We start from the raw sequence: 9,138 nt of genomic DNA, 5'->3' as shown, positions 1-9,138 counted from the left end.
GGGGTCTCAGTTACTTTTGCAAACCGACTGTTATGCCGCTTATTAGTCATGTCCAGAATTCACGCAAAATAATAGCTTTTCTTTTAAAACATACGTCTGCAAGCTCGTATTTTGCCTCATTTTAAGGTTTTAAATCAGGAGTGTCAATAAGGTCTAGCAGTTACTTTTTCATTTAAAGATTATTTTTTTAAAAAATCAAAAAGATTTTTTTAAGAATTTATATCGATACAATAAATAAATTCAAAACTTTTTTGTATTATTGAATTTTAGATTATTGAACATGGATGGGTTTGGATTATTTTCTCTGTAACATTTTTTTCACATCACTTATTTTCTTATTTGTAATTTCTCATTTTGCAAGAGTTGAACTTCAAGTATTTTTATTTTTTGTTTTTATTTTTTCAGAAATAATGTGGATAGAAATACAACATAGAATGCACTTGCTCACATACAAGAGAAAGGGTGGAAATTCCTTTTTCGAGTCAAAGATGCTACTAGTAGAGAAGTACTTTATCTCTTATTCACTATAGAATCTGTAGAAAGAATAAATCTATGTGTGTATCATATCCATCCTATCAATCTATATATCAGTATCAATAAGAAGGTGGTTATTAATGTTTACCTATAAAGAGTTGCATCTCATTGATAAAGGTTATTTCAAGGTACTTAGGTATCCTATGGAGGATAACTATATTGAGTTTCAAAGTAAAAATACAAAGGACAGCTGGATAATACAGAAAAGAAACCCTTTATTATCAGAGTACCCTATCATTCTTTACCATAAGCATCCAGGGCAACGATATTATCATCGCCACTGGCAATGCTATAAGGTAAAACAATGTATTAAATCAATAAAATCACTTGATATCTATTCTCTAAAGAATAGGTGGTAATTCATTAGTTCAGGATAGCTTTTTTAATCTCTTGGTAGTTCCAATAGTATTTGCCATCAGTTCCTTTATAATATGCATTTAAATGTGTTCCGGAATATCTAAGACGTTCTGGACATTTATCCTTATACACGGACGTATAGTTATAAAGAACTACAATCTTAAGATTATCGCGTTTGGCTTTTTCACATTCATATTCTATAAAACTGCGCTGGTCTACGGTGTTGCCATGGGTGCATGAGCCAAAATAGGAACTATAATTATTACAATATCTACAAGCACCTTTTGTAAGCTTATCTGTATCCTTTCCAACGATTAAGACAAATGTTTTTGATGCATTTAATCTTTCGGAAAGGGAGCGCTTAATGCTACAGGCTAAGCTTGTATCTCTTGCTTGAGTTAGTTCATGTGCATCGACGAAATTTAGCAATAATCTATCGTCATTATTCCATTTATATAGCTGTGAAATTAAATCTTGATCACCTGTCCAATCGCCAGCTATATATGTTTTGGTACGATACATAGGGGGATCTCCTTTCTATAAATTTATTTCCGTAAGCTCATCATGAGGAAAAACAATAAATATAGATCCTTGAATGAGTTGGATGTTACTCAGTAAAGCTTCTTTAATAATGTCATAAGACTCTTGATAAGATAGGCCTGCACGTGAAAGCCCCGTACCTAATAGAGGTAGATATAAGGAATATCCTTGACCATGAGTGTTATGATAATCGATTAGCTTCTTTACTGAATTACCAATGTCTTCAGCTGAACTCTGGGCATTGTTATTTTGGTTAAACTGTGAAATTGCAGTTAGGTAATAAATGCTATTTTTGTCTTCTATTACAGCAATAGTCCCGATGGGATAACACTTAGATTTAGTGTTATCGGATTTGGATGTTGAAGATGGTTTTATACAATCTAGATCAAGACATTGCTGAATGCGTTTATCCAAATCTTTTAAACCCGATTGTTCAGCCCTAGTTAGCCATTGGCCATGGATAGAGGTTGCTGATACTATAGGTTTTGGTTCACCCTCAAATTTTCTTGTGACGTGTGTTTCAAATGAGGTGTTTACCGGAATGACAATGATGTTTTTGTCTTTTCCTCGATTATCAAAACCAAATTTGAACAAATCTCCCTCAATAACGGTTATGCGATTCTTTCCGCGTTTCCAAACAACAAATGGGTTTTCGTCAATTTTGTTGTTTTCAGAAATAGCAGCACGTAATTCTTGAGTTAGTAGTTTGGCTAGCATATCCCTATCCTTATATAGGACATCACAATTGCAGTCCATTTTATGGGACAGCTTAGACAAAGCATGTTGCAAATCTGGAATTTTTGATTCATCAAGAAAATCATCTATATAATCCATATATTGTAATTCGATTTTTTTATCGATGTCTATTTGGGTTAAAGCTTCTCTTAAAGCTTTGGGAACTTCTTTTTTTTGATTCAGGAGTTCGCTTACACGTCCCTTGTTAAGCCAAAAGGGTTCTCTGTTTTTATTTCTTATGTTTCCAGCATTGACTATGGGTGAAATGAAATCATTAAATATATCTTCATCGGATGCATTAGGGTTCTTACAAAAAGGTTTTATTGTTTTAACTAGAGTTGCTAAGCAAGCCATTAGTTTTGGTTCTCCTTTCTATCGTAACTTAACGTAACTTTATAGTAACCGTGTGGGAACGAGTTATTCTCTCTTCAAACCTAAAATGAAATTACAGAAACCAAGTAGGTTCTGAATTTTAATTTAAGGAGGAAGAATAAATGAATAATTCTTCTACAAATCAAAGTAATGTATCAAGAAGTGGTTTGCAGGACATGTGGAATGCATTCATGGTAGAAGGTGCAAAATTCTCTGTAAATGATATTCCGATGTGTCCTACGACAACTTCAAAAACTCCGTCTAAACTTATTTCTTTTGATGATGCTAAAGCAATTCATAAAAGAGAAATGCAAAGAGGAAACAGAGATTATAAAGTAGATGGCTTTGTTCACTTCTTTATTGATGATCAAAAGTTTGACGGAAAGCGTAGTAGCATATGGTTATATCCAGAGAAATCTTTAGAAATGCTTAAACATTTTTCTGGAATTATAGCTCCTGATTTCTCAACATATGCTGACTTTCCTGAACCACTTAAAAAGTGGAATTACTACCGCATGTGTGCCTTTGGATACTGGGCAGGGATGCAAGGTGTTCCAGTTATTAGTAATTGTCGATGGGGTACAGAAGAAACCTGGTCATATTGTTTCGATGGTAATCCCAGCAACAGTATGCTTGCAATAGGTGTTGTGGCAAGCGGTATTAGGTATCTTGAAAACAGACCGCTGTTTGAACAAGGGTTATTCAAAATGGTCGAGCAGCTACATCCGCACACAATCATTGTTTATGGATCTGCCAACTATGCCTGTTTTGATGAATTAAAAAAACAGGGAATCAAGGTTATCTCTTATCCAAGCAAAACGAGTTTAGCTTTTGCGGAAAGGAGAGCCAATGAGTAAAGCAATTAGCGGAAAATTCGCCGGTACAAAAGGTGAAGGTGCAGCACTTGTTTCTCAATTAGATGCAAGTGGTGTAAAATATAATAAAAAGGACGTTGTAGCAATTACTAAGGATCCTGATGGCAACATAGTATGGCTTGAAAAGGGGCATCTCGGAAATAGACCATCGGGTTTGGCTCATATTATTGAGGAACATGCAGCCGACTTTGAAAATCAAAATATTTCACGAGACGAGATTCCACAGTACATAATGCAAGCTGTAAAGAGTGGAACCATAGTTGGTTATCAAGGCCGTGGAAAAGGACGTCCTATTTATGAATTTATATATGAGGGAAAGACTCGACGAGTAGCAATTTCAATTGGAAGTAATGGCTATATCGTTGGAGCTAATCCTAAATCAATTTAAAAGGAGAAATCACATGAAAAAATTAAAATTATCCCTTGAATATCAATGTTATCCAATTTGGAGTTATGATGAAGACGGTTCTTTAATTGACAATGACTTGCCAGAAGAACTTAGAAACGATGAAGAGCTTGATAATCTGTTGTTAGATATCCAGGAAACTTTTGATGGATTATACATAGATACACCAAGCGAATTTACTTCCAATGATTTTTCCTCAGATGATGAGAAAAAGTCGTTTCAGTCTAAAATAGATAAGGCATTAAATCTATTAATTGATCGATATGGAAGTGAATATGAAATCGAATCAAAGTATCAAAAAAACTCCCGATAAAACAATTATTCTTATGAAATTCTCAATTTATTTGTAGCAGCGAAAGCAAGGTAAAGACCATGCTTTCGCTGTTTTTAATTATACTCCCATTTAGAACGAAAGTATATCAGCCATTACATCCTTAAGTAAGATTTCATCTGCTTCACCGTTAAACTGCTCTCTTAAGTGCTCATTGATTTTGTGCATGCATGTAATGGTTCCAAGAGAAAGGCTCTTGCAGTTCCCAGCATCAGCTTTTCTCTCACGGATAGGCATGATATCAATCGTCCAACTTCCAATGTCGATAACAATAGCAAGTCTGCTGAATTTGTTGATATAGTTCACGATTCCGGCATAGCCCTGTGGATATACATTTACACTTAAAAGGTTGATGCTATAGGTTACATCTTCATACTTGAAAACAAGTTTACGATTGCGCTTGCCTATTATTCTGAAAATATTTACAGGGCTGCAGATAATCTGCTGTGTAAATGCCCTGTGAGTAACAAATCAGAATAATGGTGGTTTGGTAGGCCGCATTATTGCTTGGTTAAGTGGATTCATCGCACGGAGTGTAGATGAATTCCGCTGATAATTTTAGTAAGCGGACTACATGTCGCAATCTCCAGTTGGATGAATATGATTATTAGAAAGACTAACGTTGCTGATATCAGTTAGATATCTTTATCAATCTACATTTGTCTGCTGGAAGAACTAAAGATCACTGGGAACTTTACAAAAATAAAAACACCTATAAACGTATATCTCATCCCGAAAACTTTGATTTTTTCATCAATCCTACAGGTGAGCGCGATGTTCTTATGTTTTATCATCTTCCTTACCATCATTAAAAACTTTGATTTTTGTAAGAAATACTCTAAAGTTAATGCCATTGCATTAGAGTGCGCCCATGGCGCGCAAACTAACAAGAAACACCAATCAATCTTGGTGCTTCTTGTTTGATTAAATCATATCAGGATTCCAAGCTTATCTAAAACATCAAAGAAATCATTAATGTTAGTTCCTTTTTTCCCAATATTTTGTGAATAGTACTCGGTCTTTTCAACAGTTATTTCATATATTTTCTTCTTAACAGATATTTTATTGTTAACAATCACATTATTCCTATTAATTGCCTTAAGTAAGTTATTAAAAGACCCTCTTTTTTTTTCAATGTTAATAAGAACCTTCTTGTCTGACTTAAAATCGGATATACTTTTGTATTTCAATTCACCCGTTATAAATTGTTCACTATTTTTCCCATTATAATTCTCAAAATGCAAACATGCGACATATTCAAAATCCGGAAAGTCGACAATCAATAAATGTGGTATTCTCTTACTATTATTTTGCATCCTACAATACTGTATTAATTCATCCAGTTTTTTCTGTTCTGAACTATCCGTTTGTGCTCTATCCCCATCTACCACAATAAATTTAGCAATACAGTTAGAATTTGAATCACATTTTAATTTACTAATAAAATTAGCATATCCTCCGCCTCCCATATTTACAGGTCGAATCGCCAAACTTATATTTTTTGTTGTTCGTATATTATCAAAATAATTATATTCTGTATCTCCTTCGCAAAATACTTTAAATACTTTTTTGATACTACGTTCTTTTCTACTCAATTGCTGTACCTCCCAGTATTCCCTTCATATAAAACTCATACACTTTTGTTGTTTCATAACGAACTTCTGGAAAATCAGCTAATGAATAGAGTTCTGATTCCAATGTTTCTGAATCTTTAGTAACAAAAAATATTTGTTCTTTCATATAGTTCTTTAAATCTAAATGCAAAACATTATGAGATGTAAAAATAAACTGCCCAGCATGATTCTTAGCATTTAGGAAAGCCATAACACGATCAGAAAGAACCGGATTTAGCACCTTATCCATTTCATCTGCAATTATTATTTTATTCAAATAAACAACCTCATATATATGAATTGCCCACAAGAAAAACTCATAAACACCACTTGAATCCATTCCTATCTTTCTTCAAAACTCTTTACCGGTTTTAGATTTTCTATATATCATCGTGTCTCTAAATGGATTACTCTCGTCTATCTCTATACGTTTTATACTGTAATCCACTAATCTAAATATTTCTAAATATTCCTCAGTATTCAAGATTCTTAAATACTCATCTTTATTCTTAGGATCTTCAAAATCTGTCTTAAAGTCTCTGGATGATAAAACAGGACAAATTGATGTTTGTATAAGCTTAATAAATTCCAATGCACGCTTTTCTCCAAGCAGAGCAAACTTAGATACAAATAATCCATACGAACTATTTGACAAAGAACCATCAGTATTAGATTGAGCTACTATTTTTTCTATCGACGGATCAATATCATTGGTATTTATTGAATAAGGTATTTTCTCTGTTCTTTTACATTCTTCAATATCACAATTATTCGCATTATGATCACATTCTAATTTACTAATCATACGTTCTATAAAGAATATATTCTTATATTCAGATTCTTTTTTATTCTTATATTCCAAATATTCTTTTACAATGCAAACACAATCAAACTCAACATAATAATGAAAAATAATGTCATTCTCTCCAGACATTTCTATTCCAAACATTTGTTTTGTTTCATTCTCCAGCGGACACTTCTCTATATTATTATTTGCATTAATTAAATTTTTATATGAATGTACAAACGCATTGTTTATAAACAAATCTCTAAAATGATAAAAACTCCTTACAAAATTAGACTTTCCACCTGCATTTTCTCCAACTATAACTGCATTTTTTAAAACATCATATCCACTATTTAATTTTACGTAATTATCTGGAAATCGATTCTTAACTTTATTACCCGGGGCAAACATTGTAAATTCCGCATCATCTTTAAACGACAAGAAATTTTTAAACGCTTGTTTTTGCTTGCAACTACGATTGCAAACTAGCAGTTACTTTTTCATTTAAAGATTATTTTTTCACCGCAAATCAAATCTCCCTTGTTACTTTTTATGATTTATTATTCCTCCAATAAAGAAAAGGCAAATACTTCCATATAACCAAATCATAACTATTGCAATAGTATTAAGACTTCCATAAAGTGAGAATCCTCCAAATTTTTCAACATATATAGATAACAATATTGAAAAAATTTCCCAACCTAATGTACAAAAAATTCCACCTCTTAATTGTTTTACCCATTTTACTTTTTTATTTGGTAAAAAAGTGTATAGACTTGTAAAAAATATACTCAACAAAACAATTGTAACAACACTCGCATTTTCTTCTATCATATGAATTTCTCTTATAAATTCAATATCATTCGGAAACCATTTTATTATTGTTTTAATTTTTCCATTAAAAAAGGATAACGTTGCCAAAAATAATATCACAACTGTAAAAACAAAAGTATATATTGCGCCTTCCATTCTAAGCGCCAACCAATTTCTTTCTTCTTTTACCCCATAAATCTTGTTTAGACCTTTTATCATACATTTTATTCCATTACCTGCTGACCAAAGTGCTAGCAATCCATAAATTGGAAGAATTTGACCGTTTTTCTCTAATATTTCATGCAAAATATTTTTCACATTTATAGCAATATAATCCGGAAATGTTTCATCAATTAAGATAAATATTTCTCTGTTAAAGAAACTAACATATTTTAAAATAGAACTTATAAACAACAATGCAGGTGCAAATGAAAGTACAATAAAAAAAGAAGTCTCTGCAGCATATGATGGGACTCCATAAGATGAAATACTTTTTATTATTTTTAAAATATTATCACCTAAACTTTTGAAATTATTTATTCTAAATATTTTATTGTTAAATTTCTTTTCTATTTTTTTCATATTATCCCCCAAATACACTCATACATTGGTATAATTCGGATATCTGTTCTTTAATCTTTATTCTTTTATTTCATGTTGTTTTCAAGTAAAAGTTTTAATATGGAACTTCTGTTTCTTCCAACTGGAATTTTTATATTGTTTTTTAAAACAATATATTTATAATACCATTTATCAATATAATTAATATTAACTATAAATGATTTGTGTATCCTTATTAAAAAAAGAAAATTTAATTCTGTTTCTATTTTTTTTAAATTTTTCGAAATCAATATTTCCTTTTTTGAAGATAATACTATTATTGAATAGCTTCCCTGTGCTTCTATATAAATAATATCATTTACATCTATTAAAATATCATTAATAATTATTTTCTTAGTATTCGATATATGAGTTGCTTTACATATATTATAAATTTCTTTCAGATTATTAAATGGATTAACCAAAAAAGCTGTTGTTTTTTTAGAGAAATAATGTATTGCCTCTTCCTTATTGTTTGACATATAAACTATTTCACTTATTTTTTCACTTAATTCAATATACTTTCTAAATCTTTTATCTTTTTCAACAAAACAAGTATCAAAAAATAAAATATCTATATTCACATCTCCTTTTTGGCAAAACTTTATAAATGCATTTTTTTCACAAAAACAAAACACATTTATTTGATTTTCTAATTTTTCTTCAAGTTTGTTATTAATTTCTTCAATCTTTTTTGAATCTTTACAAAAGAAACATACTACCATTACTACTTCTCCATTTTTTGATAGTATCAAATAAATTGTTTTAGCTTGTTACTCTTTACTTGATACTATCAGTTTTCTTTAATTAACGTCTTTTTTATTTAATAAAATATTGCCCAAAAATACAGCCATAATTATATAGCATAAAATGTATTTCCATAAATCCGACACAAATTTTTGTTGTGAAAAACAAATATCTACTGCTGAGAAAATATTGTTTTTAACTATTTTATTAATAAAAGGATTTGAAATCTGTGAACCTATTTTTGAAATTAGTATGCCTAAATTTCCTGTAAAAAAAACAAGTTGTATGATTAACGAAATTGTATATTTTTTAGTCAAAATATTTAGAACTATTGCTGTGACAGCAAACACCAAATCAACAACTATAAATACTAAAATCGATTCAGCATTCTCTCGTACACTTATTGCACTATTTATTTTATATTTGGC

General features: G+C 30.9%; 12 protein-coding genes. 3 read left to right on the top strand and 9 right to left on the bottom strand.

The features are described 5' to 3' along the window. Positions 1-897: 897 nt before the first annotated feature. Complete coding sequence (locus tag BLV79_RS12020) at positions 898-1,413, bottom strand: TIR domain-containing protein (protein ID WP_074719224.1); 516 nt, start codon at positions 1,411-1,413, stop codon at positions 898-900. 15 nt (positions 1,414-1,428) lie between these two features. Next, positions 1,429-2,520 carry a macro domain-containing protein gene (locus BLV79_RS12015; RefSeq protein WP_074719223.1) on the bottom strand — a complete coding sequence of 364 codons (1,092 nt, stop codon included), beginning with the start codon at positions 2,518-2,520 and terminating at the stop codon, positions 1,429-1,431. Positions 2,521-2,660: 140 nt separating this feature from the next. On the opposite strand from BLV79_RS12015, the gene BLV79_RS12010 reads away from it, so the two are divergent. The 3 genes from BLV79_RS12010 to BLV79_RS12000 are packed head-to-tail and all read left to right on the top strand — an operon-like array spanning position 2,661 to position 4,132. Continuing rightward, complete coding sequence (locus tag BLV79_RS12010) at positions 2,661-3,395, top strand: DUF4417 domain-containing protein (protein WP_074719222.1); 735 nt, start codon at positions 2,661-2,663, stop codon at positions 3,393-3,395. Beyond that, positions 3,388-3,801 (top strand): hypothetical protein, encoded by a 414-nt coding sequence (locus BLV79_RS12005; RefSeq protein WP_074719221.1) that lies wholly within the window; start codon positions 3,388-3,390, stop codon positions 3,799-3,801. Before BLV79_RS12010 ends, BLV79_RS12005 begins: the two co-directional genes overlap by 8 nt. A 13-nt stretch (positions 3,802-3,814) precedes the next feature. Next, positions 3,815-4,132 carry a hypothetical protein gene (locus tag BLV79_RS12000; RefSeq protein ID WP_022750018.1) on the top strand — a complete coding sequence of 106 codons (318 nt, stop codon included), beginning with the start codon at positions 3,815-3,817 and terminating at the stop codon, positions 4,130-4,132. Positions 4,133-4,222: 90 nt separating this feature from the next. Here the strand turns inward: BLV79_RS12000 and BLV79_RS12825 are convergent, their stop codons facing one another. The 7 genes from BLV79_RS12825 to BLV79_RS12820 all read right to left on the bottom strand — a co-directional run. Continuing rightward, positions 4,223-4,387 (bottom strand): hypothetical protein, encoded by a 165-nt coding sequence (locus tag BLV79_RS12825; RefSeq protein WP_159429363.1) that lies wholly within the window; start codon positions 4,385-4,387, stop codon positions 4,223-4,225. 692 nt (positions 4,388-5,079) lie between these two features. Next, a complete protein-coding gene (locus BLV79_RS11995) occupies positions 5,080-5,745 on the bottom strand; it encodes an RloB domain-containing protein (RefSeq protein ID WP_074719220.1) in 666 nt (221 codons plus the stop codon). Continuing rightward, positions 5,738-6,103 carry an AAA family ATPase gene (locus tag BLV79_RS13110; protein ID WP_242871474.1) on the bottom strand — a complete coding sequence of 122 codons (366 nt, stop codon included), beginning with the start codon at positions 6,101-6,103 and terminating at the stop codon, positions 5,738-5,740. The genes BLV79_RS11995 and BLV79_RS13110 overlap by 8 nt, the downstream gene beginning before the upstream one ends. A gap of 12 nt (positions 6,104-6,115) precedes the next feature. Next, the gene (locus BLV79_RS11990) at positions 6,116-6,961 is read right to left on the bottom strand and encodes an AAA family ATPase (RefSeq protein WP_242871473.1); all 846 of its coding nucleotides are present in this window, start codon (positions 6,959-6,961) and stop codon (positions 6,116-6,118) included. A gap of 132 nt (positions 6,962-7,093) precedes the next feature. After that, positions 7,094-7,945 (bottom strand): YihY/virulence factor BrkB family protein, encoded by an 852-nt coding sequence (locus BLV79_RS11985; RefSeq protein ID WP_074719219.1) that lies wholly within the window; start codon positions 7,943-7,945, stop codon positions 7,094-7,096. A gap of 65 nt (positions 7,946-8,010) precedes the next feature. Beyond that, positions 8,011-8,688, bottom strand: a complete 678-nt coding sequence (locus tag BLV79_RS11980; RefSeq protein ID WP_027422009.1) for a LytR/AlgR family response regulator transcription factor — start codon at positions 8,686-8,688, stop codon at positions 8,011-8,013. A gap of 78 nt (positions 8,689-8,766) precedes the next feature. Next, positions 8,767-9,138, bottom strand: a 372-nt coding sequence (locus BLV79_RS12820; RefSeq protein WP_159429361.1) for a hypothetical protein, incomplete at its 5' end; no start/stop codon positions are given.

This window comes from Lachnobacterium bovis DSM 14045, assembly GCF_900107245.1.
GTDB lineage: Bacteria > Bacillota > Clostridia > Lachnospirales > Lachnospiraceae > Roseburia > Roseburia bovis.
Note: the sequence above shows the minus strand (reverse complement) of the source record. Positions and strands in the feature narration are given on the sequence as shown.